The 26,079-nt window shown below is 40.3% G+C and carries 23 protein-coding genes and 1 tRNA gene; 16 read left to right on the top strand and 8 right to left on the bottom strand.

Translation table 11 applies throughout. The features are described from left to right. The first annotated feature begins 32 nt into the window (after window positions 1-32). Window positions 33-197: a hypothetical protein gene (locus tag GJB62_RS11500; RefSeq protein ID WP_159402507.1), complete on the top strand. Its 165-nt coding sequence runs from the start codon at window positions 33-35 to the stop codon at window positions 195-197. Between the two features lie 90 nt (window positions 198-287). On the opposite strand, the gene GJB62_RS11495 is transcribed toward GJB62_RS11500, so the two are convergent. From GJB62_RS11495 to GJB62_RS11465, 7 genes are all read right to left on the bottom strand, one after another. Continuing rightward, complete coding sequence (locus GJB62_RS11495; RefSeq protein WP_114083483.1) at window positions 288-1,424, bottom strand: citrate synthase; 1,137 nt, start codon at window positions 1,422-1,424, stop codon at window positions 288-290. 108 nt (window positions 1,425-1,532) lie between these two features. Further along, window positions 1,533-2,027: a phosphohistidine phosphatase SixA gene (gene sixA / locus GJB62_RS11490; protein WP_114083484.1), complete on the bottom strand. Its 495-nt coding sequence runs from the start codon at window positions 2,025-2,027 to the stop codon at window positions 1,533-1,535. A gap of 51 nt (window positions 2,028-2,078) precedes the next feature. After that, window positions 2,079-2,339: a hypothetical protein gene (locus GJB62_RS11485; protein WP_114083485.1), complete on the bottom strand. Its 261-nt coding sequence runs from the start codon at window positions 2,337-2,339 to the stop codon at window positions 2,079-2,081. Continuing rightward, window positions 2,336-2,536, bottom strand: coding sequence for a hypothetical protein (locus GJB62_RS11480; RefSeq protein ID WP_114083486.1), 201 nt, complete (start codon window positions 2,534-2,536; stop codon window positions 2,336-2,338). Before GJB62_RS11480 ends, GJB62_RS11485 begins: the two co-directional genes overlap by 4 nt. Before the next feature lie 100 nt (window positions 2,537-2,636). After that, window positions 2,637-3,107, bottom strand: a complete 471-nt coding sequence (locus GJB62_RS11475; protein ID WP_114083487.1) for a DUF29 domain-containing protein — start codon at window positions 3,105-3,107, stop codon at window positions 2,637-2,639. A 175-nt stretch (window positions 3,108-3,282) separates the two neighbouring features. Then, window positions 3,283-4,569 (bottom strand): bifunctional oligoribonuclease/PAP phosphatase NrnA, encoded by a 1,287-nt coding sequence (locus GJB62_RS11470; RefSeq protein WP_114083488.1) that lies wholly within the window; start codon window positions 4,567-4,569, stop codon window positions 3,283-3,285. A gap of 666 nt (window positions 4,570-5,235) precedes the next feature. Then, window positions 5,236-5,733, bottom strand: coding sequence for an HNH endonuclease (locus tag GJB62_RS11465; RefSeq protein WP_114083489.1), 498 nt, complete (start codon window positions 5,731-5,733; stop codon window positions 5,236-5,238). 393 nt (window positions 5,734-6,126) lie between these two features. On the opposite strand from GJB62_RS11465, the gene alr reads away from it, so the two are divergent. The 14 genes from alr (at window position 6,127) to GJB62_RS11400 (ending at window position 24,122) form a co-directional block, all read left to right on the top strand. Continuing rightward, window positions 6,127-7,314 carry an alanine racemase gene (alr, locus tag GJB62_RS11460; RefSeq protein WP_114083490.1) on the top strand — a complete coding sequence of 396 codons (1,188 nt, stop codon included), beginning with the start codon at window positions 6,127-6,129 and terminating at the stop codon, window positions 7,312-7,314. Between the two features lie 276 nt (window positions 7,315-7,590). Then, window positions 7,591-7,672, top strand: a tRNA-Leu gene (locus GJB62_RS11455). 975 nt (window positions 7,673-8,647) lie between these two features. Then, window positions 8,648-9,715 (top strand): response regulator, encoded by a 1,068-nt coding sequence (locus tag GJB62_RS11450; protein ID WP_114083491.1) that lies wholly within the window; start codon window positions 8,648-8,650, stop codon window positions 9,713-9,715. A 68-nt stretch (window positions 9,716-9,783) separates the two neighbouring features. Beyond that, window positions 9,784-10,161, top strand: a complete 378-nt coding sequence (locus tag GJB62_RS11445) for a response regulator (RefSeq protein ID WP_012411883.1) — start codon at window positions 9,784-9,786, stop codon at window positions 10,159-10,161. Between the two features lie 4 nt (window positions 10,162-10,165). Continuing rightward, window positions 10,166-10,663 carry a chemotaxis protein CheW gene (locus tag GJB62_RS11440; protein ID WP_012411884.1) on the top strand — a complete coding sequence of 166 codons (498 nt, stop codon included), beginning with the start codon at window positions 10,166-10,168 and terminating at the stop codon, window positions 10,661-10,663. A gap of 60 nt (window positions 10,664-10,723) precedes the next feature. Beyond that, window positions 10,724-13,546 carry a methyl-accepting chemotaxis protein gene (locus tag GJB62_RS11435; protein WP_114083492.1) on the top strand — a complete coding sequence of 941 codons (2,823 nt, stop codon included), beginning with the start codon at window positions 10,724-10,726 and terminating at the stop codon, window positions 13,544-13,546. Window positions 13,547-13,707: 161 nt separating this feature from the next. After that, window positions 13,708-16,752, top strand: coding sequence for a hybrid sensor histidine kinase/response regulator (locus GJB62_RS11430; RefSeq protein WP_114083493.1), 3,045 nt, complete (start codon window positions 13,708-13,710; stop codon window positions 16,750-16,752). Window positions 16,753-17,501: 749 nt separating this feature from the next. Continuing rightward, complete coding sequence (locus tag GJB62_RS11425; protein WP_245246142.1) at window positions 17,502-18,611, top strand: hypothetical protein; 1,110 nt, start codon at window positions 17,502-17,504, stop codon at window positions 18,609-18,611. A 230-nt stretch (window positions 18,612-18,841) separates the two neighbouring features. Further along, complete coding sequence (locus tag GJB62_RS11420) at window positions 18,842-19,300, top strand: hypothetical protein (protein WP_114081611.1); 459 nt, start codon at window positions 18,842-18,844, stop codon at window positions 19,298-19,300. A gap of 105 nt (window positions 19,301-19,405) precedes the next feature. Then, window positions 19,406-21,445, top strand: a complete 2,040-nt coding sequence (locus GJB62_RS11415) for a HEAT repeat domain-containing protein (RefSeq protein ID WP_245246141.1) — start codon at window positions 19,406-19,408, stop codon at window positions 21,443-21,445. Window positions 21,446-21,449: 4 nt separating this feature from the next. Further along, window positions 21,450-22,421: a HEAT repeat domain-containing protein gene (locus tag GJB62_RS37445; RefSeq protein WP_348537528.1), complete on the top strand. Its 972-nt coding sequence runs from the start codon at window positions 21,450-21,452 to the stop codon at window positions 22,419-22,421. Between the two features lie 466 nt (window positions 22,422-22,887). Then, window positions 22,888-23,127, top strand: a complete 240-nt coding sequence (locus tag GJB62_RS11410) for a hypothetical protein (protein ID WP_114081609.1) — start codon at window positions 22,888-22,890, stop codon at window positions 23,125-23,127. Then, on the top strand, window positions 23,117-23,482 hold the full coding sequence (locus GJB62_RS11405) for a type II toxin-antitoxin system RelE/ParE family toxin (RefSeq protein ID WP_114081608.1): 366 nt from the start codon (window positions 23,117-23,119) through the stop codon (window positions 23,480-23,482). The genes GJB62_RS11410 and GJB62_RS11405 overlap by 11 nt, the downstream gene beginning before the upstream one ends. Window positions 23,483-23,549: 67 nt before the next feature. After that, entirely contained in the window at window positions 23,550-24,122 is a 573-nt protein-coding gene (locus GJB62_RS11400; protein WP_114081607.1) for a Uma2 family endonuclease, read from the top strand. 192 nt (window positions 24,123-24,314) lie between these two features. On the opposite strand, the gene GJB62_RS11395 is transcribed toward GJB62_RS11400, so the two are convergent. Continuing rightward, window positions 24,315-24,599, bottom strand: a complete 285-nt coding sequence (locus tag GJB62_RS11395; RefSeq protein WP_114081606.1) for a DUF427 domain-containing protein — start codon at window positions 24,597-24,599, stop codon at window positions 24,315-24,317. 914 nt (window positions 24,600-25,513) lie between these two features. On the opposite strand from GJB62_RS11395, the gene GJB62_RS11385 reads away from it, so the two are divergent. Beyond that, window positions 25,514-25,885: a hypothetical protein gene (locus GJB62_RS11385; protein ID WP_114081604.1), complete on the top strand. Its 372-nt coding sequence runs from the start codon at window positions 25,514-25,516 to the stop codon at window positions 25,883-25,885. Window positions 25,886-26,079 lie beyond the last annotated feature (194 nt).

The following is a 26,079-nucleotide window of genomic DNA, read 5'->3' as shown; positions in this document are numbered from 1 at the left end:
GATGCTTGATTGAAGATTTGTCGCTAATTCCCATGCCTAGTATATCCTTGGATGGTTTTAGCCCTCTGAAGCGATATGAGAACTTCTACTTATGGTTGGCATTGGGATTGGCTATTCAAGGGACAAAAGGGGCAGAGGGAATGGGAGCAGGGGGCAGGGGAGACAAGGGGACAAGGGGACAAGAGGTGAGAATTTGAAACAAGTCTTTCCCCTTGTCCCCAATTCTCCTTGTCCCCTTGTCCTCTTGCCCATGCCCAACGCCCAATGCCCCATGCCCAATCCCCAAGTTACCGTTTGTCAATGGGAGTATAAGTAACTTCGTGCAAACCGTTGTAAACCTGGGTAGGACGGAAAATCCGGTTTTCTGCTAGTTGTTCTTTCCAGTGGGCTAGCCAACCGGCAACACGAGCGATCGCAAATATTGGTGTAAACAAGTCTGTAGGAATCCCCATCTTCCTATACACCAAACCTGAGTAAAAGTCAATATTGGGATAAATCCCTTTGCTACCGAGTTTTTCCTCTACCACTCGTTCCATTTCTTGAGCAATGTCATAGAATTTGTCATAGCCAAACTTCTCAAACAGTTGCTCTGCTAGACCTTGTAAAATTATGGCTCGTGGGTCTTTTACTTTATACACACGATGTCCAAAGCCCATAATCTTAGATTTAGTTTCTAGACAATGATCTATGTAGGGACGGACATTTTCTACAGAGCCAATTTTTTCCAACATCTGAATTACTTCTTCATTGGCTCCACCATGCAGGGGTCCACCCAATGTTCCCACAGCACTAGCAACCACAGCGTAAGGATCAGTTAAGGTAGAAGCTGTAACCCTGGCACTGAAGGTAGAAGCATTCATTGTATGCTCGACTTGAAGTATCAAGCAGATATCAAAAATCCGCGCCATTAAAGGATCGGGTTCTTTCTCATCGAGCATGTATAAAAAGTTGGACGAATAGTCTAAGTCATCACGGGGACGTACCGGGTCATTGCCTTTTCGCATCAGTTGGAACGCCGCCACCATCGTCGGAATGGTTGCTATCAGGCGCACCACGGAATCTCGAATGTAGGCAGGATTATGTAAATCCCGGAGTGAATAAAACAAACCTAAAGCAGCAGCAGAGGCTTGTAGGGCATCCATTGGGTGACCGCTTTCTGGAAAGCATTTCATCATGTCCCGAATGCGGTATTTTATCCGCCGGTGGTAACGAACTTCATGCTCAAATCCTTCCAGTTCTTCCTTGCTTGGCAGTTCACCCCAGATTAAGAGATAAGCAGTTTCTAGGAATGTACTTTTTTCTGCTAGTTCTTCAATCCGGATGCCACGATATTCTAGTATTCCTTTTTGCCCATCAACATAGCTGATACTTGATTGAGCGGCGGGAATGCCTTCTAAACCAGGCTTGTATTCGCACACCATCATGGCACCACCATTTGCTTTTTGAAATATCTGATCAAGCTAACTTACCAGAAATTTATTGTCGCCATAACAGTAGCCGTTCTAACAACAATCGAAAATGTTGGAAAACTGTTATAGCAGGTACTTGGGTGGTGTCAACCAAAACATCTGACTCCGACCCAGAGGAGAACCTGTTTCTGGTAGTTTTATCCCAATCATACCTGCTTTTTTCAAGACTAAGCTTTCTTTGACTTCTCCCCACAGGAGAATTTCTGCCCAATTGGTCAAATCAGGTTCGTGTCCAACCAGCGCCAGTTGGGTATTTTGGGAATAATTTCTCGGTTCTAACCAGTCTTTGAGCCAATTAGAAATTTGACCATCGTGGGCGAGGTGGCTAGATTCCTCTAACTGAGAGCTTAGTTTTTCTGCTATCAGGATTTCAGCCGTTTGGCGGGCCCGCACTAAGGGGCTGGTGAGAATCAAATCAAAGCTTAAACCCAATTTAACAAGTTTCTGGGCTACTTTCTCAGTTTTTTGCCTTCCTTCTTTGGTAAGGCTGCGTTCCTCATCCTTGATGCCTAATCCCTTGTCTTCGGCGATGCCATGACGAATTAAGTATAGTTCCATACTTTGTATTATGAGTGATCGGTTAGGCTGCTCTTAGGCAATCTTAAAACGCTATTTACCACTTAGCAATTTGTCATACTCTGGATGTGACCCAATCCAAAACCATACAAAATTTTCATCTTCTTTTACAGCAAGCGCCCGATAATATACACCAATACGCACTGACCAAAACTGACCAACTTTTTTGAAATGCAATGATGGATATTTGGGATCTTCCCGAAGAAACTCATAACATCGATCAGCAAGCTCTTGGATATCAATTGGTAACTGGCGATAGTAATACCAAAAATCTGGGGTTGCTTGATGTTTCACAGGTCAGTACAACGACCTTCTCGGAGATGTTTGAGTGCTTTCTCTGCCAATTCATCTAACCGACCAGCAGCCACATCTTTTTCAATCTGTTTATCCCAGGCTGCTGCATCGAATTCCGCAAACCAAGCACGAAAAGCAGCTAAATCCTCTGGTGAAAGTTGACTAACAGCGAGTTCTACTTCATTTAGGGTACTCATAATCTAGGTAAGCAAAGCTTGTCATTCTTTAAATTAAATATACAATGAGCGTTTTGCACAATGCGATTTTTCAGTGATCGCTCACAAGACAAGATCACGGTTATTCGTCAGCGTTAGGATAAAAGTCTAAATCTAAAATCTCATCAACAGAAAACGGACAAGCGATCGCAAAGTTATCTTCTGATAAACTTGTTTCCACTATTGCCTCTCGCCGCGATCGCTGATAAGTAGTATTGATCCACTCGGCATCATTTAAAAAACGCCGCAAGCTAGGACTTTCTTCCAGCAATTCATCTATATTCAGTCGCTCACGGGTAATGGTCACTTGCCAACTGCGACTACGATGTTCTGGTTGATACTTCCATTTCAACAAATGCGATAAGACTAACCGCAACGCACTTTGCAACGCTCGCTGTTGACTCTTACCCAAGTCCACCACTTCCTCAATTAAGTGTTCTAAATCCAGCGTGTCCCATTGATGCGATCGCAAAAGCTCTGCTGTCTGCTCTACCCAAGCATAAAAATCTTGCTCATACAGAGTTTGTAAGATTTGGAGTTTTATAGACTTCATGGCGCTCCTTCTTCACAAATAAATAAGTAGGCGCAAGTTAACTTTGATTTAATTCAGCCTTCGTCATAAAACCCAAATTCCCGACTTTTATCAAAAATCGGGAAGGGATGCTATATGAACAAACACTTTGACTGCTGCATTAGTTAGGAGTTCTCCGCCTCTCCTTGAGTTCCCTCTACTCCGACTGAATCGGGTTGTCTCTAGGATTAACCAACCTCAGCAGTTTTTGCTTAATTTGAGCGTCAAATACTTCCCACTTCATTTTCGCATAAGCGGAATTTTCGTTGCTGCCAGATAAGAAGCCCATCGGAATTTCAAAGCCGCCTGCGCTTGTCCTTCCACCACCAAAAAAGCGCCCGGCGCTATCTTGTCCAAAGGCTTCTTTGATGAATTCATCAGGGTCAAGGGTAAGTTTGCTAGTTCTCAGGGAACCGATGACTATTTCCAGTTCATCGTCTTCATCGTGAACAATGCCATAAACTACGGCAGTGTGAACGTTTTCTTCGGTGACGAGAAAATCAGCCGCTTGGGGAATGGCATCGCGGTCATCGTAGCGTAAGTAACCAACACCAGCAATGGAAAAGTTATTTTGAACGATGCGATTTTTTAGCGATCGCTCGATCACATCCATTACCCGCTTGGAACGGTTCGCCTGTAAAATGGCGTTTAGCAATTGGGCATCATAAAATCGGCTTAAATACGCAGCTGCCATAAAGTCTTCTTCTTGCGCTTGCATTAACCGATTTGTATCCGATCGCAAGCCGTGCATCAAGGCAGTGGCACATTTAACGTGTTGATTTATGCTGCTATCTAATGCTAGTAATCCCGTTTGGAGATACTGTGTAAAAATTGTTGCCGTTGCTCTTACGTAAGGACGGATATCCTCAAACTCTGATTGCAGATCGCCTTGGATACTATGATGGTCAACGAGTACCACTAGGGGAATCTTAGCCTGCTGCACTGCTGATAGTAGCTGTGAAGTAGTTCCCTGGTTATCAATTAATACAAAACCTTGATAAGATGACAAATCTTTAGTTTTCAAGGTTTGCGGTGTCCAGCGTTGGATAGGTAAGTTAGTCAGCCTTACCAAGGCAATATTTTCTTGATGGCTCAATGCGCCAGCATAAATGATTTCGCATTTGATATCATATTGCTGGGCAATTAACTGATAAGCCCATGCACAAGAAAGGGCATCAGGGTCAGGAAAATCTTGCAAAATTACCAGTTGGCGATCGTGTCGATGTGCCAAGAGGGTTTTTTGCAGTTCTTCGGACTTTTGTTGTGCCAGAGAATTACCACGGTGACTAAGAAATATAGCTCCGTCACCTACCGATGGCGGTAATGATGGACTTTTAAATGCAACTTCCACTGGCGCTTTCTCGATTTCAGGTTCCTCTGGGTTTGGCTCTGCTGTGGTCAATGACAAACTCTCAAACTGAGTAACGGGAGAATTCAAGTACATAGGGAACTTTTTTAAAGTGTGAGGCTCCTTTAATTCAGAAATACTAAGATCAGCAATTCACTGAATGTAGCCACATTATTTTGATCTTCGCAAAAATATCAAGACATTGCACTATACATCTAAGTATATTTTTTGTCAGTAACAGCGCTTGATATCAATTAAATTCCACTAGAGGGTATATGAGTGCTGAAAACAAGCAAGTTTTGTATATTCGGCTGTATCTGGCAGCATAAATCTGTTTGAGGAGCTTTTTTCTCTTCCTTAAATTGAATCAGCAGGATTTTTATCTGAATTTTTTATCTGACTTAGGGTATACTTTCTATTTTATACTTTAGGGTTAGTCCTTGATATTTCAAATATTCTTATGCTCAATAATCTCATTATTATGACTATTGAGCAATTAACAATTACTTTTAATTAACAACGCCTGTTTGTATCCCCTTTGAAAAGTCTCAGAAATCAGAGAGGATGCCTAGCAAAATTTGAACCACATACATAAGTGTATAGGCTTGAGCATTGACCATTGCGCCAATCTACGAGACGCGATCGCCTTTGTGACGAGCCATATAGCCGCCAATTTTTCAACACTCCATTACTAAAGCTGTTGGGTTGCTCCCAAAGCAATAAGGTATTTCTTTTTTATCCTCTGCTCCTCTGCGTTTTTGCTCAAAGACCTATAACATACTTTTGCCACTCTGTATGCAGTCCACTCTTAAGATGTTTGCTGACTTCGAAATAGAGGCTGCTATAAGGTTGGCGAGGAGGATGGCGTAAAGGCATGTGAGCTTCATGGGGAGTCCGACTGCCTTTTTTTACATTGCAACGGACACAAGCTGTCACAATGTTCTCCCAGGCATCGCCCCCGCCGCGCGATCGCGGTATTACATGGTCTAAAGTCAACTCATCTCCTGTGTAACCACAGTATTGACAGGCATGACCATCACGGTGCAATATATTTCGGCGAGTTAGAGGAATTTCTTTATAAGGAACACGCACGTAATGACGTAACCGGATTACGGTCGGCAACGGAAAATCCGAGTACAAAAATTTACCGTTGTGTTCTACGCGTTCTGCTTTGCCCTTGATTAACAGAACCACAGCACGCCGCCAACTCGTTATATTGAGAGGTTCGTAAGATGCGTTTAAGACTAAAACCTTCCCCATTTATCTGCGCTCAGGGTATTAGCTTTACATAAATGTTAACACAAATACACCCTGCTAGGGAGATGAGAATAAATTATACTTTCGGCAGAATTCGGCAATTAATTTATGACTTAAGAGTTATGAGTGAAGAGTTAGGAGTTTGGAAGTAAAACTTCTAACGTCACACCAAGGATTTTACGTAGGTTAATGCAAATAACACAGCAAAAAACCGAGCCATAAGATTTACCTTTAACTCCCTACTCATAAATCTTAACTTTTAGTTTACTACTGCAACATCTTGTATCACTTCCAATATGAAGGTTAAACTTCCTATTTAATCTGATCTCGCTTTTAGGAGCGTGTATAGATAGATAACTTGAAAGTTTAGCCGTGGTGGGATAGGAGTCAGTACAAATGTTAAGTCGCAAACAAATCCCTGGTGTAGTTCCTAATCAGCAGTGCGACACCTACGCGTGGTTTTCGCAACGAGCTTGGGTAGAAATTGATTTGGGGGCGTTGTCGTACAACGTACAGCAATTGGTGCAGTTTTTATCACCGCGTACCCAGTTGATGGCAGTAGTAAAAGCTGATGCTTATGGACATGGTGCGGTGACAGTTGCCCAAACTGTAATTCAATCGGGAGCTAGTTGGCTGGGAGTCGCTACAGTTCCAGAAGCTATTCAATTGCGAGAAGGCGGGATTGAAGCGCCCATTTTGATTTTAGGAGCAACTCATACACCAGAGCAGATTCATGCGATCGCACAATGGAAACTTCAGCCCACACTCTGTAGCCCTAAGCAAGCTTTGGTATTTTCCAATATTCTGGAATCCATGAATCATGGTTCGCCAGTGCCCGTACACATCAAATTAGACACGGGTATGTCTAGGTTAGGAACTAATTGGCAGCAAGCTGGTGAATTTGTGCAATTAGTGCAGCGCTTACCACATCTATCGATTGCCAGTATTTATTCTCATTTGGCAACAGCAGACGATCCTGATACAACGGCAATGGAAGAACAGCATAGACGATTTGAGGAAGCGATCGCTCAAATCAAAGCTATGGGAATTGAAGTGCCTTGCTTGCACTTGGCAAACTCAGCAGCTGCACTCACAAATCCGGCATTGCACTACGATATTGTGCGAGTAGGTTTAGCCGTTTATGGACTTTACCCAGCACCGCATTTACAAAATGCGATCGACCTCAAGCCTGTTTTGCAACTTAAAGCACGAGTCACCCAAGTTAAAACAATTGCGGCAGGAACTGCTGTTAGCTACGGGCATAAATTTATTGCCCCGCGTGAACTTCGCCTCGCTGTTGTGGGAATTGGCTATGCTGACGGCGTTCCTCGTAGTCTTTCTAACAAAATGCAGGTGTTAATTCGTGGTCAGAGAGTGTCGCAAATCGGCACAATTACAATGGATCAGTTGATGCTGGATGTAAGTGCTATACCCAATATCCAAGAAGGAGAAGTAGTCACCTTACTAGGGGAACAGGGAAAAGAACAAATTTCCGCAGACGATTGGGCAGAACAACTAAATACTATTTCATGGGAAATTCTCTGCGGGTTCAAGCATCGTTTGCCTCGTGTTGCGGTTATGTAATTGGGTATGGGGCATTGGGCATTGGGAATGGGGCAGAGGGACAAGAGGACTGGGGACAAGGAGAATTGGGGACAAGGGGAAAGACTTGTTGTAAGTTCTAAACTTTTGTCACCTTGTCACCTTGTCACCTTGTCACCTTGTCACCTTGTCCCCTTGTCACCTTGTCACCTTGTCCCCTTGTCCCCTTGTCCCCTTGTCCCTCTCCTCCCTGCTCCCCTTGTCCCCCTAATTCCCTATTCACAAAAATAATTTCTTATGGTATGATAGTAAACTGATGCGGATATGGCGAAATTGGCAGACGCGCTAGATTTAGGTTCTAGTTCCGAAAGGAGTGAAGGTTCAAGTCCTTTTATCCGCATTTTTAATAAATTGAATTGCCTTATCTAGGCTGGTAGTTATACTGTGCAGTGACTAATTTTTTTGTCGGTGACAGATTATTGTCATTAAGACAAACTAGTGGTCTGTCCCATTAATTTCGCTAGGTTTGTAGTAAGCACTTTAGTGCTTGAATATTTGAGGACTAAAGTCCTCACTACAAGCGTATTTACCCCTCAAATTTAATGGGGCAGACTACTAGTTTTGCTTTTCAACTTAGTATTTTCTAATATTTCCTCAGCACAAATTACATATCCCATTCCTGATTTTCCTGTGAAAAAAAATTATTGATAGCGCAGATAATATCATCGAAAGTTCTCACGATGACGCAGTTATAGAATGGAAAACTACTAATCCTGCTGCTAATACTTTTTCTGGAACTTTTCGAGAAATTCTGCTGGTAAGGCTTCCGCAGCATCTACCGAGGTATGAACAGTGAAATAAGACATACTATTATCTCTGTTCATGAAACTAAAACATATAAAAAATCAATTTATTATTATCAATAAACCAGTATTATTACTGTGGTCAAGTTGAAGTAACTCGATACAAAGTGGCTTCATCTAGCGTTTAGCTCCTTCAAAAATAGAGCTTACTTCAGTGTAAATACATAAATTCAAATATATCACTATCTACAAAATCAGTATTATTCCTGTGGTCAGATGGGGGTTACTCAATGGAAAGTGGCTTCATCTAGTCTTGACATTTTTATGTCTTATTCTCGCAAGATGTTTATCAATCTCAGTAACAGTAAGTAAATTAATAACGATTTATGAATTTACTAAGATTTACTCATCTGAAAATAACGCTACTTTCGTTGAGTTTTACCACAAACCTAGATATAAACTGATGTACTTTAAAATACAAAAGTTTGATGCTTTTTAGCTGATTTCAATTGTGGAATAACTCTATACTAATTTAGCCAACACGTATCGAATTTAGCTGAAGTAAAAGCAAAATGAGCACAACTCCTATAGGTAGCTACAGGTTGTTCCAGAAACTACATCCACTATCTCTGTTGGCACAATTAACCAGCCGCCGTGCTACAGGGTGCTTAAGCATATTTACTGGAATAGTTTCTTGGTCAATTTATCTAGAGGACGGTAAACTTACTTATGCCTCCTATTCAGATAAACTGTTTGAGCGGCTTGACAGTCACTTGCGACGCTTAAGCCAGCAGATTCCTGCTCTCAACAGCGCCACTCGCGTGCAAATGCGGCTGATGTTTGAGACGAAGAATGAACATCAATCAATACCCAATGCGGATTACCAAGCTATTTGTTGGTTAGTCAATCAGGATTATATTACTGCTGTGCAAGCAGCAAGCCTGATAGACGAATTGGCAAAAGAAGTACTGGAATCATTCCTGTGTTTAAAAGAAGGTAGCTATGAATTCAGCCCGGAAAGCTCTTTGGATGAGCTACCAAAGTTCTGTCGCCTGGATTTGCGGTTACTTGTTGAACACTGTCAAAGACAGTTAAGAAATCGGCAAAATATCCAGTCATCAATTCCGTCTGGTGCAGGTTCCCAAGTTTTATCTAAAATACAACCATCTCAAACTCAGCCACCACTACAAATAAAACTTGGGCAAAAGTTGCCGATATCAATCAACTTTGATATTCCTGAAAATAATAAAACTAATCAACTACCTGCTACCAAAAAACTATATACAATTGCCTGCATTGATGATAGCCAAACAGTTTTAAATTCTATTAAACACTTTTTGGATGAAAATACATTTTCTGTTGTGATGATAAACGATCCGGTGAAGGCTTTAATGCAAATTTTGCGGAGTAAGCCCGATCTGATTTTATTAGATGTTGAGATGCCAAGCTTAGATGGTTATGAGCTATGTTCCTTATTACGAAAACATTCAGCTTTTAAACACACACCTATCATTATGGTGACTGGTAGAACAGGATTTATCGACAGGGCAAAAGCGAAAATGGTTAGGTCGTCAGGATATTTGACTAAGCCTTTTACACAATCAGAATTACTAAAAATGGTTTTTAAACATCTTGGTTAATTTTAGTAGCAACCAATAACTATAAGCAAATTTAATCGCCTTAAGTTATTTTTTAGGAGATTTATATAGTGAGTCTAACTTTACTTGGCACAATTTTGATTGTAGAAGATTCTCCCAGTGAATTGGAATTAATGAGCCATTATCTCAAAGAGAGTGGTTACAACGTAATTAAAGCAAGTGGTGCAAAAGAGGGTTTAGAAAAAGCTGTGTTAGAAAAACCAGATGCGATAGTTACTGATGTAGTAATGCCAGAGATGAGCGGATTTGAATTGTGTCGTTCTCTGAGAAGAAATCCGATTACTGCAAAAGTGCCGATTGTGATTTGTAGTTCTAAAAACCAAGAGATTGACCGTTTATGGGCAATGAGACAAGGTGCAGATGCCTACATAACTAAACCTTACACCCGCGAACATCTCCTACGTACTATTAAATCGGTGGTAATTTGAATCAATGACTAGTACAAACATTACACTTCCTTTAAAACCAAATCAAAATAATTTAGCAGACAGTTATCTAAAGTTTCAGCTAAATCAACAGACTGCTGCTGTTTTATCAATGAAGCATACGCAAGAAGCAATTCTTGTACCTATTGAATCTGTAACTTCAATGCCTAATATGCCCACCTGCATATTAGGATTAATGAATTGGCGGAGTCGGATAATTTGGGTAGTTGATTTACCAAGAATGCTCAATTTAGAATCTCTCGATTATCGACTGCGGCAATACAGTACGATCGTTATCCAAGTTGAATCATTAGTGCTAGGTTTAGTTGTGCAAGAAATCAAAGGTACAACTAAGTTCATTGCTGATGAGATTCATTCTCCTATAGGACAAGTGGCATCCAGTTTAGTTCCTTATTTATGTGGCTGCGTTGTCCAACAAGAAGAAATCTTGCTGGTATTAGATGCACAGGCAATTGGGCAGTCTTCTATTCTCCGCAGTGATTAAAATGTACTACTAAAAAGGATTTTTAGTGTTCTTATTCACATAGTTAGGAGAACTATTTTTATGTTTAATAAAACCAACACAAATCAAGGTAACAGCGCTCAAAATAGAGCATCGCTAATTTCATCGCAAAAAATAACTAGTGGTGTCATAAAACTACCAACTAAGAATAGTAGCGGAACTGCTAATAATTCTTCGCTGAATCAGGCTTTTGCCTTTTTTACAAAACTCGGATTGGCTAAGAAGGCGACTATTTTAGCGATCGCAATCGGTACAATACCAGTATTGGGCATTGGTGCGATCGCTTTTACTTTTGCCAACAAGTCCATTACTAAGCAAATTACCCAGTCTCAACAAGCTGAAGCAACTGGTTTAAGTGATAAAATTAACCGCTTCATGTGGGGACGCTACGGAGATATTCAGGTAATATCAAGTTTGCCTTTTTTGACAAGTTCCCAAGATAGTATCAGCAATTCACAAAAACAAGCAGTTTTAGATCGAATTGTCGAAGTCTACAAAGCTTATGACAGCGTGGCTGTTTTTGATCGTCAAGGTAATTTAATTGTCCAATCCACAGGCGAACCCCTGGAAAATCAAAAAGACTTTACCTACTTTCAAGATGCTTTACAAAAAGATACTCCTGTCATCAGTAAACCGGAAGCAGTAAAAAATGCTGGTGTAGTGAGTATTTATATAGCTGCACCTGTGAAAGAGAAAAGGACAGGTCAAACCATTGGTGTAGTAAGAGCGCGGCTGCCTGTAACATCCTTAGAAGAAGTCATCAAAAACTACGTAGCCAATGGACAACAATACCAGTTGCTTGATGCTTCAGGAACAGTTTTCTTGAGTCCCCAAAAGGGATTATTGGGGAAAGAGGCAAAGGGAGAGTATGCTAATTTACCCAAACTGCTGACAGCAAACAAGGTAGATAGTTTTATAGATGTTCCTAAAACGGACAAAAAACAAAAATTAGTCAGCTACGTACCAGCCACCAAGCTAGATGGCTTACCTGATTTAAACTGGCAAGTACTTTTGTCCACAGACACTGCAACTGTATTTGAGCCGCAAAGACAATTGTTGTGGACTATAGCGATTGGTACAGCACTGACAGCATTGATTGTGGGTGCGATCGCATCTTGGTTAGCTAAACTTACTACACTGCCAATTCTCAATGCAACTGCGGCATTAACAAAGCTTGGTCAAGGTAAATTCAATACCCGTGTGGAAATCGAAAGAGAAGACGAATTAGGGGTATTGAGTGCAAATATCAACCTGATGGCCGAACAATTGCAGGTTTTAGTTAAAGAACAAGAAGTAGATGTTGAAGGGGCAAAATTACTAGCAGATATTACCTTACGAATTCGGAGAAGTCTGAAAACTGAAGATATTTATCACGCAGCAGTGAAAGAAGTTCAGCAAGTTCTAAAAACAGACCGAGTAATAATTTATAGCCTGAATTCAGATAATCGGGATGGCGTTGTTGTTGCGGAGTCGGTAACTGGTAATTGGCCGGAAATGCTCGGAGTGAAAATCGACGATCCTTATTTTCGGGAACGTTATATAGAAATCGAGAGTGATGGACAGGTGCAAGCAGTTGCAAATATTCATCAAGACCAAAGTTTGAAAAATGCCAATAGTTACATTCAACTATTAGAAAAATTTGCCGTAAAAGGTAATTTGGTTGTACCAATTCTTGCTCAAGAAAAACTTTTAGGCTTATTAATTGCTCATCATTGCGAAACTGTTCATATTTGGCAACAGCCGGAAATTGACTTATTTCAACAGATAACAACTCAAGTTGGCTATGCCTTAGAACAAGCCAAGTTATTAGAGGAGATAGAACAAGTTAGGAATATTGGAATCACCGATTCTGACGATGAACGGCATCAAAAAGAAACACTGCAACAACAACTTTTAGAACTACTCAACGACGTAGAAGGTGCAGCCAGAGGCGACTTGACGGTACGTGCAGACGTGACGGCTGGAGAAATCGGCACTGTTGCCGACTTTTTCAACTCAATTGTCGAAAGTCTCCGCGATATTGTTACCCAAGTTCAAAAAGCTGCCACCCACGTTAATACTGCCATTGGCTCTAACGAAGGAGCAATGCGCCACCTAGCAGAAGAAGCGCTTACGCAAGCTGCCGAAATCAACCGCACCCTAGATGCTGTTGACCAAATGACCCAATCCATGAAAGCTGTAGCCGAAAGCGCCGAAAAAGCTGCTTTCGTTGCCAATCATGCCGCTAACACTGCTACCAAGAGTGGACACGCGATGGATTTGACAGTACAAAATATCCTATCTTTACGGGAAACTGTGGGTGAAACTGCTAAGAAGGTGAAACGTTTGGGAGAATCTTCGCAACAAATTTCCCGTGTAGTTTCCTTGATTAACCAAATCGCCATTCAAACTAACTTACTAGCCATTAACGCCGGCATTGAAGCAGCGCGTGCAGGTGAAGAAGGTCAAGGTTTTGCCGTAGTTGCTGAAGAAGTCGGCGAATTAGCAGTCAGAAGTGCCGCAGCAACCCAAGAAATTGAACAAATTGTTGAAAATATCCAACGAGAAACCAGTGAAGTGGTTCAAGCGATGGAAATAGGCACTACCCAAGTGGTAGAAGGGACTCTAATCGTGGAGGAGGCGAAACAAAGCTTGAGTGAAATTTTAGATGTATCGCGTCAAATTGACTCCTTAGTACAGTCGATTTCCAGTGCAACTGCATCTCAAGTTGAAACATCACAAAGTGTTAGCCAATTGATGAAAGATATTGCTGCTATATCACAACGCACCAGTGATTCTTCTCGTCAAGTTTCCGAATCTCTACAACAAACGGTGGAGATTTCTCAACAGTTACAAGAGACTGTCGAGGCTTTCAAAGTTAGTTAATTTTGTCATTTGTCATTTGTCATTTGTCATTTACTAATGACCGGTGACAAATGACCATACAAATTTTAGATTTTAGATTTTAGATTTTGGATTGGAAGAAAAATCTAAAATCGGCAATCTAAAATCCAAAATTTATTGACCAATAACTAAGGACAAAAACCATGTTACAAGACAAAGAATTAGAAATCCAGATGCAGTTTCTGGAAGAAGCAACTGATTACTTAAATACCTTAGAAGGGGTATTGTTAGAAATTGATACTACTAACCGCATTGATTTAGAGAAAATCAATGCTGCACTCCGGGCCGCTCATTCTATTAAAGGTGGCGCGGGGATGATGGGATTTAAATCGCTAAGTCATTTATCCCATCGTTTGGAAGATTCCTTTAAAGTTTTAAAAACTAAAAAAAATTCTCTAGAAATTGACACCCAGTTACAAAGTTTATTGCTATCTGGAGTTGATTGGCTGCGTCAGATTGTCGAATTGCTGGCAGAAGGAAATGTTGTTGAAGATGCGTGGTTAGCAACCTTTTGTTACCCAGTTTTTGATGAGTTGCACGATCGCTTGGGCGACCCCACCCCGGAGGATGCCTCATCCATGCTATCCCCAGAGGATGGGCAAGACGTTATCCCCTTGCTATTTGCCACAGAAGTAGAAGAGTGTTTGCAGCGTTTAGAATCTATATTGGCAGATAGCGAACAGCCTGGTTTGCATGAAGAAATTGTGATCATGGCAGCGGAATTGGGCGGTTTGGGTGAAATGCTCCAGTTGGCAGCTTTTACCAAGCTTTGTGAGTCAGTAACGCGGCAATTGGAAACGGTTAGCAGCTCACGTATTCCCGAAATTGCCCAATTAGCATTGCAAGCATGGCGGCGATCGCAAGCTTTGGTGCTGACAAATCAACTAGATAACTTACCTACAGAACTTGATTTTGCTAGTTCTACGCAATCACCGCTACTATTACCAGCAGCAGAAGTAATACCACAGCTTCCCATCGCACAGATAGATATTGTCGAGCCAGAAGCAGTGCCAACACCTGTTTGGCAGCCAGAAAATACTAGAGAAAATTGGACTAATGATGAAGCGTTGGCGCAGCCTAGCGCAGGTATCGCTGCTAATTTTACATTTGTAGATGCAGAATTTGCAGATGATGTTAATTCTATCAATGTTACAGAACAAAATCCCATATTTACTAGAGAAAATAATCCTGCCGATGCTAAATCTAGTGAAGGAAAAGGAGAGTCAAATGGCGTTGTTAAAGATCGAGAAATTCATGAAAATAGCGTTCGAGTTCCCAGTAAACAACTAGAGCAAATTAATGATTTATTTGGCGAACTGATTGTTCAGCGAAATGGCTTAAACTCGCAACTAGAAAGATTACGCAAACTCGTTCGAAACCTGAACCAGCGAGTACAAGTTCTCGACCGAGAAAACCAGGATTTGCGTATAGCTTATGACAAAATTTCTACTCAAGCTTCTGGGTTACATGTACGTGCTGAAAATGGCCAGCAAACACAAGGTATAGACAGAGAATTTGATGTCTTAGAAATGGATCGCTATAACGATTTAAACCTGCGATCGCAGGAAGTTATGGAAACCATTGTTCAGGTACAGGAAGTTACAACTGATGTGCAACTCAGTGTAGATGATACAGACCAAATTGCTCGTAAAATCAACAAAACATCCAAACAGTTACAGACAAAATTAAATCACATCCGAATGCGGCCACTGTCCGATTTGACCGAACGTTTTCCTAGAGCTTTGCGCGATTTAAATGTAGAGTATGGGAAAAATGTTCAGTTAAAAATTGAAGGCGGCAATACTTTAATTGAACGCAGCATTTTAGAAACATTAAACGAACCTTTAATGCATCTCTTAAGGAATGCTTTCGATCATGGTATCGAAGACTCTGGCACTCGTCGTCTTTTGGGTAAACCAGAACAAGGATTGATTGAAATAACAGCTAGTCACCGCAGTAATCGCACCCTGATTACCATCCGAGATGATGGTTGGGGTATTTCTCTAGAGAAAATTCGCACCCGCGCTTTAGCTATGGGATTGGATGCTTCTCTACTCGCTAATGCTAGTGATGAAGAACTATTATCACTAATTTTTGAACCAGGTTTTACCACCTCCGAGCAAGTTACAGCATTATCTGGTCGAGGTGTCGGCATGGATGTAGTTCGTAACAATCTCAAACTAATTCGAGGAGATGTGAAAGTTGATACGGAACCAGGAGTTGGTACTACCTTCACCCTATCAGTACCATTTACACTTTCCGTTGCGCGAGTTCTGCTGGTAGAAATCAACAAAATGCTGTTGGCATTTCCCACAGATGTCATTTCAGAAATATTCTTACTCCAACACGAGAGAGTTTTCCAAATGGCAGGTAGCGAAGTTCTAAATTGGCAAGGAACCATGCTGCCACTGATTCGCCTGACTCCCTATTTAGAGTTTAATTGTCTGCGCTACGATACTTCAGAATTAGAGACTCCGGCAGCAATTAATGCTAACAGTGTGTTAGTAGTCAAAGGGAATAATCAGCCAGTAGCAATCCAAATAGACCGTTGCTGGGGTGAACAAGAAGTTGCTATTCGCCAAGTTGAGGGAAATATACCTTTACCGGAAGGCTTCAGCAACTGCACAATTCTCGGTGATGGTCGAGTAGTACCACTCGTTAATGTTAATGAATTGCTCTATTGGATTGCTACAAATCGCCGGACTCCTAAAGGGATTCAATTACCATCGGCAAGGTTAAAAACACCGTTCTTGATATTTGATGAAAACAAAATATCAGCAGCTTCGGTTAAGCAGAAAGGTACAATTTTAATCGTAGATGACTCAATTAACGTTCGCCGCTTTTTAGCCCTGACTCTTGAAAAAGGAGGGTATCAAGTAGAGCAAGCTAAAGATGGTCAAGATGCTTTAGAAAAACTCCATAGTGGATTGAGAGTTGAGGCAGTAATTTGTGATATTGAAATGCCTCGTCTTGATGGTTATGGCTTTTTAGGTAAGGTAAATTCAGACGTTGATACAAAAAATATTCCAGTTGCAATGCTGACTTCTCGTAGTAGTAACAAACATCGGCAGTTGGCGATGCAATTGGGGGCGCGGGCTTACTTTTCTAAACCTTATAATGAGCAAGAGTTACTTCAAACGTTGGAGGAAATAATTCGGAATGTGGCAGAAAAGGCAGCTTCTAATTGATAATTCATAATTAGGTTTTATATATTTTTTTATGGTGCGTTACGCCAAAGGCTAATGCACCGTTTGTTTTATAGTGCGTGGGCGATTAGAAATCGCGGCTACACAAACTTGTGTTGAGCAGAGTCGAAATACAAAACCCGCCTGCGCGGTTTAAAAGGTTGTTTTAAAAGTGTTTGGCTGTGCTTTTAAGTACTTCTAGATCCCCCCTAACCCTAGGCTGTTGACTTTGTTGGTTTTAAGGCAAAATTATTTCATGCAATAATGATGTTGTTGAAGTCGAGAAAAGTTAAAGCAAATGCAAGAGTTTAAAAGCCCAGTTAGTAGATTAGTACGGTTGTTTCAGAAAGGTCGAGATAGCTGGAGAGAAAAAGCGTTAGAGAAACAAAAAAAGTGAGAGCATTAGAAATAAAAGTCCGAGATTTAACTGCGTCACGAGAGTATTGGAAACAGAGAGCGCTGGCAGCAGAATCAGAGATAAAAGAGCAGAGAATAGGAGGAGTCAGTGAAAAAAAGAAGAAAATGTTAGCGAGGACATCAACTTAGATGATAACAAATATAGTGATGAACTAAGTATCAAGGGACATACTTATGATGCTCAGACGATTCAACAAGCTTTAGAACTTTTAATTGACTGTGGCATCAGTTTTAGAGCAGCAGAAAAAGTATTCGAGTTATTTAATTCTGAATCAAAGATAACCCCAAGCTTTACTTGTATAAGAAAATGGTTAGGGAGGATGGGGATATATGAATTGACAAGAAAAAAAGAATATCGGGATGATTGGATATTTATTGTTGATTTTACACTCGAACTTGGAAAGCAAAAAGCTTTAGTTGTATTAGGAGTTTCACAGGAGCATTTGAGCGAACAAGTAGTTTCTAAAAGACGAGCTTTATCACATGAAGATGTCGAACTATTAGGATTAGAAATTATGGGTTCGACAAAAGGAGAAATGATTCTTCATCAGCTAGAGAAAATAACTGAGCTAGTTGGTGTACCAGTACAAATAGTCGCAGATCATAGTAGTGACTTAGCGCGTGGAATCAAGCTATATCAAGAGAATCATCCAGAAATTATTTACACTCATGATGTTACTCATGCAATGGCTTTGCTTTTAAAATATAAGTTAGATGCGAATGATAGATATCAGTCATTTCTGCAAAAATGTCACAGATGCAGGCAAAAACTCCAGCAAACAGAATTATCTTTTTTATCTCCTCCATCACAACGTTCTCAATGTCGCTATTTTAATGTTGAAAGACTGACTAATTGGGCAATTAAGTTATTAAACTCTCCGGTAGAGACTCTGATTCAATTAATGCCAGACATTGAACATAAGCTGATTCTTTCAAAAATAGTAGAGAAGTTGGCATGGTTAGCTGATTATGAAACAGACTTGATTCATTGGAATCAAATGGTGACAATGACGCGCCGCCTAGAAACCCAATTAAAACAATTAGGACTTAATTCTCAAACTCTGCAATATTTTCAGCAAAATCAATCTGATTTGGTGAATGATTCGCTCCAATATTTTCAACAGCAGATATTTGATTACGTGACTAATGAGTGTTCGCAAATTAAGGATAAACAAACTTTTTTAGCCACTTCTGATATCATTGAATCTTTGTTTGGAAAATATAAACAATTTTCTGCTCGGTGTCCAATTAAAGAAATGGGGCAAATGTTGTTAACCATTTGTTTATCTACTATGAATTTAACGACTACCGTTGTGAAAAATGCACTTGAATCTATTAGTTTTTTCGATGTCGAAGAGTGGCTTGCGGAGGTTTTTGGACAGTCTATGCTCTCAAAGAGAAAAACTTTATTCTCAACCCAAATTAATGACACAGAAACAGCATGAACTTTTACTCTCCAAAAAGGCACAGAGTCAACAGCCTACCCTAACCCCCCTTAAAAAAGGGGGGAACCGGAATTAAAGTCCCCCTTTTTAAGGGGGATTTAGGGGGATCTGAACTTTTAATACCGATAAGGGGACTTTTAAAACATCCTCTAAGAACTGGGTTGCATCAGTAATAATTGCCCATTTGCGTAATACTATTTATATTATTTAATTCAATTTGTAGTGAATTTATGGTAACTGTAACACTGACGGCTGTTGCTACTGCGATCGCAACTACACTTTGGACTAAAGCACAGGAGAAAATTGGCGAAAACCTTGGTGATGCTACATGGACGCTAGGTGGCAAGTTAATCGGATTACTCCGCCAAAAGAATAAATCGCCATTACTCACCAGCGCTGTTGAGGGAAATGAATCGCAGCCTTTAGATTATGGTCAAGCAGTGTTGGAACTAAAAGCAGCAGCAGATGCAAATCCAGAAATTGCTCAAGCTGTTGTGGAAGTGGAAGCAGCAGTTAACAACGACCAGTCTGAGACTGCCAAGGAAATTAAAAAATTAGTAGAAGAAATCAAGTCACAGCCATCAGTTGTCAATAACTTTGCGAAGTTAGCAGAAGAAATAAAAGCTGAGAAAGGTGCAATAGTTGCCCAACAAATCACAATCGAAGAACAGCACAATACTTACAACTGACTACAGCCGTCTCAAGGGGAGGATGGGACAAAGTTAACTCCCGATGACTGGCGTAAAATCTGCCGTGAAATACTGGCAGAACGGCGCAAGCTGACTACATATCCTTTGACATCAACTGAAGGCGTTAACCTGCAAGTTGATGATGTTTACGTACCACTGGGATTAGTTGAGCGCAAAAAAGTATCGAAGCGTCAAGGTGATGTTTCTCCAGAACAGGGTTCAGAACTGTACAAGGAGACAGAAATCACTAAAACATTTGAGCATAATGTTTTTCTAGATGAAGTTCTCAAACAGAAAAACACGCCTAAAAGTCAAGGTAAGCGAATTGCAATTATTGGCGAACCAGGAGCAGGAAAGACAACACTATTACAGCAGATTGCTGATTGGGTATCTCGTGAGATTCACCAGTCGATTGTTATTTGGGTATCTTTAGCAGATTTGCGAGGTCAGGAACTAAAATCTTATCTGTTTGAAACTTGGTTAACTCAGGTAGCTGAGAAAATAGGTAAAGCTGAAGCCACTAAGCAACTGAAGGATAATTTTGTTGCTCTGTTTAATCAAAAGAATGTGTGGCTGTTGTTAGATGGGTTAGATGAAATATCCGCATCTAATCCTCTAACAGAGATTGCACGGCAATTTCGTGAAGGGGGGTTAATTTCTCAAGTGCGAATTGTGCTGACCTGTCGGGTTAATTTGTGGGATGGCAGCATTAATGCACTTGATGATTTTGATATTTATCGCAGTTTAGATTTTTCTTATCCAGAACAGGTAGAGAGATTTATTCACAGATGGTTCGCTGTTATTCCTGAAACTGGAAAGCAGTTATGTACTGCGTTAAAAGAATCAGGTAAAGAACGGATTCAGGATTTAGTGAAAAATCCTTTGCGGTTGACGCTGCTGTGTTTAAATTGGCAATCGGGAGATGGTAAATTACCCGATACTCAAGCGGGACTCTATCAGCAATTTGTTGATGACTTCGACAAGTGGAAAAAAGCCGAATTTGCTACAACATTTGAACAGCGTCAACAACTTAATGTCAAATTAGGGGAATTAGCTAAAGCAGCAATAGACAAAGAAGCAACTCGTTTTCGCTTGCGGCAAGGTTTTGTTACTCACTTTTTGGGAGATGCTGATGATGAAAATTCGCTGCTAAAATTGGCACTAAATCGCGGCTGGTTGAATTGTGTCGGGGTAGATACAAATAGAAAACCTGTTTACGCTTTCTTTCATGCCTCATTTCAAGAATACTTTGCTGCTAAAGCAATTAATGACTGGCATTTCTTTCTCAATCACGTTCCGAAAAATCCCAGCCAAGGAACTTATCGCATCTTTGAACCGCAGTGGAAGCAAACAATATTACTTTGGTTGGGGAGAGAAGAAGAAAACCTAAAAAACCAAAAGCAACAGTTTATGGATTCTTTAGTTATTTTTAAAGATGAATGTGGCAAGTTGAATAGAAAAGATGTGGCTATAAAAGGATTTTATGAGTATCGAGCTTATTTTTTAGCAGCCGCAGGGATTGCAGAGTTCAGAGGTTATTCTAGAGCCAATGAAATAGTAACACAAATTGTCAAGTGGAACTGTGGTTGTTTCAATAAACAGAACAGTTGGAAAAGTTTTTTTAAACCAATTGAGGAAGAAACTAGATCAGCATTGCAACAGATTAACCATACAACAGAGATCACTGCCTTTGTGCAACTGCTGCAATCAAAAAATGTAGATAAATACATCCGTAGCCATGCAGCAAAAAGCTTAGGGCAAATCGGCACAGGCAATAAAATTGCGATTGCTGCTTTGGTGCAACTGCTGCAATCAAAAAATGTAGATAAATACATCCGTAGCCATGCAGCAAAAAGCTTAGGGCAAATCGACCCAGGCAATAAAATTGCGATCGCTGCTTTGGTGCAACTACTGCAATCAAAAAATGTAGATAAATATATGCGTAGCTATGCAGTAGAAAGCTTAGGGCAAATCGGCACAGGCAATAAAATCGCGATCGCCGCCTTGATGCAACTGCTGCAATCAAAAAATGTAGATAAATACATCCGTAGCCATGCAGCAAAAAGCTTAGGGCAAATTGACCCAGGCAATAAAATTGCGATCGCTGCCTTGATGCAACTGCTGCAATCAAAAAAATGTAGATAAATACATCCGTAGCCATGCAGCAAAAAGCTTAGGGCAAATCGGCACTGGCAATGAAATTGTGATCGCCGCCTTGATGCAACTGCTGCAATCAACTACTGTGGATAACTCCACCCGTTCGCAGGCAGCAGATAGCTTAGGGGAAATCGGCACTGGCAATGAAATTGCGATCGCCCCATTAGTAGAACTGTTGCAATCTAAATCTGTGGATGACTACACCCGTAGGCTGGCAATATCTAGTTTAGGGAGAATTGACCCAGGCAATAATATTGCGATCTCTGCCTTAGTGGAACTGCTCCAATCTCAATCTGTGCATAGCCACACCCTTTGGTTGGCAGCAGATAGCTTAGGGAGAATTGACCCAGGCAATAATATTGCGATCGCTGCCTTAGTGGAACTGCTCCAATCTCAATCTGTGCATAGCCACACCCGTTGGCGGGCAGCAGATAGCTTAGGGAGAATTGACCCAGGCAATGATATTGCGATCGCTGCATTGGTGGAACTGCTGCAATCTCAATCTGTGGATGACGGCACCCGTATGGAGATAGCAGATAGGTTAGGGAGAATCGACCCAGGCAATGATATTGCGATCGCTGCATTGGTGGAACTGCTGCAATCCAAATCTGTGCGTGGCTACATCCCTTGGCAGGCAGTAAAAAGCTTAGGGATAATCGGCATAGGCAATGATATTGCGATTGCCGCCTTAGTGGAACTGCTGCAATCTAAATCTGTGGATATTTCTATCCATAATGAAGCAGCAAATAGCTTAGAGAAAATTCTACAAAATAATAAGCATCGCTTTAAGGTAGTCAAAAGTTTAAGCAGTGATCCGCAATTGCTTAATAAGTACTATGATTTAGCCTGGAAATGCGCCCAGAATATGCCTTACCCTAATTTCTATCAAGCTTGGCATCAGCATAATGTTGCTACTCGTACAATGCAAAGCTTAAAAAAAATTCTCTTTCCAAAAGGAATTTGAGTACTTTTGCAGTAGCGACGTTACAAATCAAGTTCCCGTGATCGCAACACCTTGTCAATTTGTTACCAAAACAGAAGCGGGCGTTAAAAATAAAGTTGTTTTCGTTACCACAACTTGTCCGTTGGTTCATAACACAAGTTGTTTGGTTCAGAATGCTTATCCGTTGTTACAGAAAACTTGTCTGTTCGTTCACAACACAAGTTGTTTCGTTCAGAACGCTTATCCGTTGTTACAGAAAACTTGTCTGTTTGTCCAGAACACAAGTTGTTTCGTCCAGAATGCTTGTGTTTTTGTGACAAAACTTATGTCTTCGTTCACAACGCTTAAATAAAACTTATTAATTAAGTTGTTTCGTTAAGAACGCTTATCTATTTGTGACAACGGTTATGCGATCGTTACCACAGCTTAAGCAAAACTTATATATACAAGTCATATACTATTAACAGCACAACTCAGATTCACGACAATGAAAGCAATTGAAGTCAAGGGAACCGTGAACGAATTGGGTCAAATTTCTTTAGACAAGCCGTTGACTATAGCAAAACACAGCCGCGTCCGAGTCATTGTCTTAATAACGGAAGAGAATGAAGAGGATGATGAACTTATTGAGTCTGCCAGTGAAAGTTTTCGTCAAGGTTGGTACGATGCGATGACCGGAAATACTATACCTGTATCTCAACTGTGGGAAGGTATTGATGCAGAGTGAACCACCTTTGATTCAAGTCGAAGCCACTGCTAAATTTAAACGTAATCTGCGTATCTTAGCCAAAAAGTACCGAAATATTAGTAATGATATTCAACCAATAATAAAACAACTGCAATCAGGAGAATTACCAGGAGACAAAATACCCGGAGTTGGATATACAATTTTTAAGCTACGGGTCAAAAATAGTGATGTTAAAAAAGGTAAAAGTGGTGGGTATCGAGTAATTTATTATTTAAAAACAGATACAAATATTATTTTAATAACCATATACTCAAAATCTGAACAAGAAGACATCTCAGCAGAAGAAATTCTACAAGTATTAGCTGACTTTAAGCAGCAACATCAAGAAGAATAGACTCGCTTCCTAAAATCCAAGGACAGAAAATGCTAAGATTCCGATCAAATATGGCATTTGCACAGCTATGACAAGTACGCTGCACAAATCAATCTCCTTAGCAGAGTTCCTCAAACTGTCAGAAACCAAGCCTGCTAGTGAATTTATAGACGGTCGTATTTACCAGAAACCAATGCCACAAGGCAAACATTCCCGGCTACAACTAAAACTTTGTAACGCAATTAGCCAAGTTGCTGAAGAACAAGAAATTGCTTTGGCTTTTCCAGAATTACGCTGTACCTTTGGCGGACGCTCCATTGTACCAGACGTGAGTGTATTTGCTTGGGAACGGATTCCTTTTGATGCAAATGGAGAAATTGAAAATACCTTTGGAATTTATCCTGATTGGACAATTGAAATTCTTTCACCAGAACAGAATACAACCAAGGTAATTATAAATATTCTTCACTGTCTAAAACACGGTACTCGATTAGGGTGGTTGATCGATCCAGATGAACGCTTAGTATTGGTATTTTTGCCAGGACAGCAACCTATAGAGATGACTGGGGATGAAGTATTGCCTGTACCTGAATTTTTGCAACTTAATTTAACAGTTACACAGATTTTTGCATGGCTAAAACCAACAAAAATTAGCCCTTGAAGAAGAATTCAGAACGGGCTAAACGCTCCGCTATCGCTAACAGAATTCAGGAGCGTAGCCGGAGACGCTCCGCCTCCGATCGAGTTTAAGACTGTGGAGGTTGACTTGTGTCAACCTCCACAAAATTTTGTTTGATGATTGCTGTAAATACTAAATCAATTTCTGAAACTAAAATACTCCCAGCAACCTTTATTAAGCCTCTACTTTTACACCCTTCCAGAAGGCTACATAACCCTCAATATTCTTAGCCTTCTCCTTGGTGCTGGGATAGTACCAAGCAGCATCTTTGTTGATTTGTCCATCAACCTCAATACTGTAGTAGCTAGCGACACCTTTCCAAGGACAAGTAGTGTGGGTATTACTGTCTGTGAAGTACTCCTTGTTAATGGTGTCAGCAGGGAAATAATGGTTGTTTTCCACAACTACGGTATTATCGCTTTCGGCTAAAACTGCGCCATTCCAAATTGCTTTCGGCATAAGTGAGTTTGCAAATAAACTATACACTTAACATTTTGACACGATCGGCTTATTTTATCCTCCTGAACGCCTAACTTACACCAGAGCGCATCTAACCTCAAATCAATAATCAATAAGGTTTAGAGAAAATTTTGCAATGCCAGTATTAATTAGCATCACTTTTGTTTATCAAATTAAAAATTAAAAGTATTTGCTTCTATCGAAAAGATTTATTAGCATATTGGTATGGAAACTTAAGTAGCTAAAAAAGGTTGGATTTCAGTTTATAGCCAAAAGTAAAAAATCTCTAGAAGGGAAAATCGTTATTACATATATATGAGCGATCGCACCTTAGAGAACGGCTAGCAAACAAGATATTTGATTTGGCGCACTTTTACATTTTCTAAGTTTTTACTTACTAAATCTTTTACAAATTTTCAACTCCTGAGAGTGGGGTTAATTTGACTCGGCTATTTGGTGTAATTAACAAACCAAGCTATCAAATAAACTGAGTGAAAAATGTTGAGATTTATAAAAAAGCAGACTATGCAACTAAATAATACTGACTGGTGTACTTCGGTTTAATTAAGGATAACTGTATGAAAATTCCAAACTTGATAAATTCTGCACATCTTGTTGCTTGGATTAATTCTATGCCTAAAATCACTAGTGTTCATACAGCCAATAATCAAAAATCTGGCGCATCAATGAACACGTTCGTAAACTCTGACGTTTTATCTACCTCTTCCAAGAATGTAAATTCTCTCAAATCATTTGATACTGCTTTTATTGCATATCAAATGATGGGACTGAGTAATTTTGATTAAAGAATATTTCGGAAGATAGGAACTGAATGTCAAGATCCTAAGATTACTAAAAAATAGGATTTTGTTACTAAATAAACTAATAAATCTAGTTCAATTGAGGAAAGAGTTATGAAACTAACAAATTTGATAAATTCTGCATTTGTCGTTGCCTGTATTGCTTTTGTACCTGGAATAGTTGACGCTCAAACAGTTAATAATAGTGGCAGACAAATAAACGCAGATTCGCAAAATGTCAGGTATCTTCAACCTTTCAATATTGCTTTTCTAGCTTATCAAGGTGCTTTCAGAGAACAGGGTATTCCCAGTGCCGGTACTTTGTTATCTGAATTCCAAATAGGAAACCTGACAGCAAAAGATATAGTGCAAGCTGCTATCAAAGCTAATAAGTTACCAACGCAAGTTTTGAACGATCGAGGTTATGTTAATGCGGTCGAATCGCAGGTGACATCAATGATCAATGGTAATGACATAGGTAGCTAAAGATGAGCAGGGGGCAGAGGAGCAGGGGCAATACTTGTCGGTTAAAGGGAAAAGGGGAAGGGGAAAAGGGAAAGAAAAAACCTTTACCCTTTAACCTTTTCCCCAAATCCAATTCCAAGTTAAAAATGCTTAACCGAGCAGTATTGGGAGCAGGGGGACAAGGGGGAATTATTGAACAAGCTTTTCTCTCCGTT

The organism is Nostoc sp. ATCC 53789 (genome assembly GCF_009873495.1).
GTDB lineage: Bacteria > Cyanobacteriota > Cyanobacteriia > Cyanobacteriales > Nostocaceae > Nostoc > Nostoc muscorum_A.
This window is presented reverse-complemented; position numbering and strand designations above follow the sequence as displayed.

Bases quoted from the DNA above. Each gene is read 5' to 3' on its own strand.
- GJB62_RS11500 (WP_159402507.1), top strand. From the start codon at position 33: ATGCCTAGTATATCCTTGGATGGTTTTAGCCCTCTGAAGCGATATGAG.
- GJB62_RS11495 (WP_114083483.1), bottom strand. From the start codon at position 1,424: ATGATGGTGTGCGAATACAAGCCTGGTTTAGAAGGCATTCCCGCCGCT.
- sixA (WP_114083484.1), bottom strand. From the start codon at position 2,027: ATGGAACTATACTTAATTCGTCATGGCATCGCCGAAGACAAGGGATTA.
- GJB62_RS11480 (WP_114083486.1), bottom strand. From the start codon at position 2,536: ATGAGTACCCTAAATGAAGTAGAACTCGCTGTTAGTCAACTTTCACCA.
- GJB62_RS11475 (WP_114083487.1), bottom strand. From the start codon at position 3,107: ATGAAGTCTATAAAACTCCAAATCTTACAAACTCTGTATGAGCAAGAT.
- GJB62_RS11470 (WP_114083488.1), bottom strand. From the start codon at position 4,569: ATGTACTTGAATTCTCCCGTTACTCAGTTTGAGAGTTTGTCATTGACC.
- GJB62_RS11465 (WP_114083489.1), bottom strand. From the start codon at position 5,733: ATGGGGAAGGTTTTAGTCTTAAACGCATCTTACGAACCTCTCAATATA.
- alr (WP_114083490.1), top strand. From the start codon at position 6,127: ATGTTAAGTCGCAAACAAATCCCTGGTGTAGTTCCTAATCAGCAGTGC.
- GJB62_RS11450 (WP_114083491.1), top strand. From the start codon at position 8,648: ATGAGCACAACTCCTATAGGTAGCTACAGGTTGTTCCAGAAACTACAT.
- GJB62_RS11440 (WP_012411884.1), top strand. From the start codon at position 10,166: ATGACTAGTACAAACATTACACTTCCTTTAAAACCAAATCAAAATAAT.
- GJB62_RS11435 (WP_114083492.1), top strand. From the start codon at position 10,724: ATGTTTAATAAAACCAACACAAATCAAGGTAACAGCGCTCAAAATAGA.
- GJB62_RS11430 (WP_114083493.1), top strand. From the start codon at position 13,708: ATGTTACAAGACAAAGAATTAGAAATCCAGATGCAGTTTCTGGAAGAA.
- GJB62_RS11420 (WP_114081611.1), top strand. From the start codon at position 18,842: ATGGTAACTGTAACACTGACGGCTGTTGCTACTGCGATCGCAACTACA.
- GJB62_RS11410 (WP_114081609.1), top strand. From the start codon at position 22,888: ATGAAAGCAATTGAAGTCAAGGGAACCGTGAACGAATTGGGTCAAATT.
- GJB62_RS11405 (WP_114081608.1), top strand. From the start codon at position 23,117: ATGCAGAGTGAACCACCTTTGATTCAAGTCGAAGCCACTGCTAAATTT.
- GJB62_RS11400 (WP_114081607.1), top strand. From the start codon at position 23,550: ATGACAAGTACGCTGCACAAATCAATCTCCTTAGCAGAGTTCCTCAAA.
- GJB62_RS11395 (WP_114081606.1), bottom strand. From the start codon at position 24,599: ATGCCGAAAGCAATTTGGAATGGCGCAGTTTTAGCCGAAAGCGATAAT.
- GJB62_RS11385 (WP_114081604.1), top strand. From the start codon at position 25,514: ATGAAACTAACAAATTTGATAAATTCTGCATTTGTCGTTGCCTGTATT.